This window comes from Bradyrhizobium sp. 23AC, assembly GCF_054863025.1.
Map to the genome: position 1 here is coordinate 1 of NZ_JAVAYN010000214.1, position 261 is coordinate 261.

Here is a 261-nt window from a genome sequence, read left to right on the forward strand (position 1 = left end):
GGCTGGCCAATTTGGAGGCGCAGCAATTGAGCGCGATCGAGGCGAGCGTCCGCCTGGCCGCGCTAACGCCGCGCGAGCGCGACGTGCTGGAGGGGCTCGTCAACGGGCAACCCAATAAGATCACCGCCTATAAACTCGGCATTTCGACGCGCACGGTGGAGGCGCACCGCGCGAACCTGACGCACAAGCTGGGCGTGCGGTCGATTTCGGATGTGTTGCGGCTGGCCTTTGCCGCGCGGCTGCATAGCCCCGTGGCCGAAT

The 261-nt window shown here is 66.3% G+C and carries 1 protein-coding gene; it reads left to right on the top strand.

Going from position 1 to position 261, the window contains the following annotated elements; genetic code table 11:
- Positions 1-26 precede the first annotated feature (26 nt).
- The coding region (locus RAD10_RS42160) for a response regulator transcription factor (RefSeq protein ID WP_461622053.1) at positions 27-261 on the top strand (235 nt) is incomplete at its 3' end.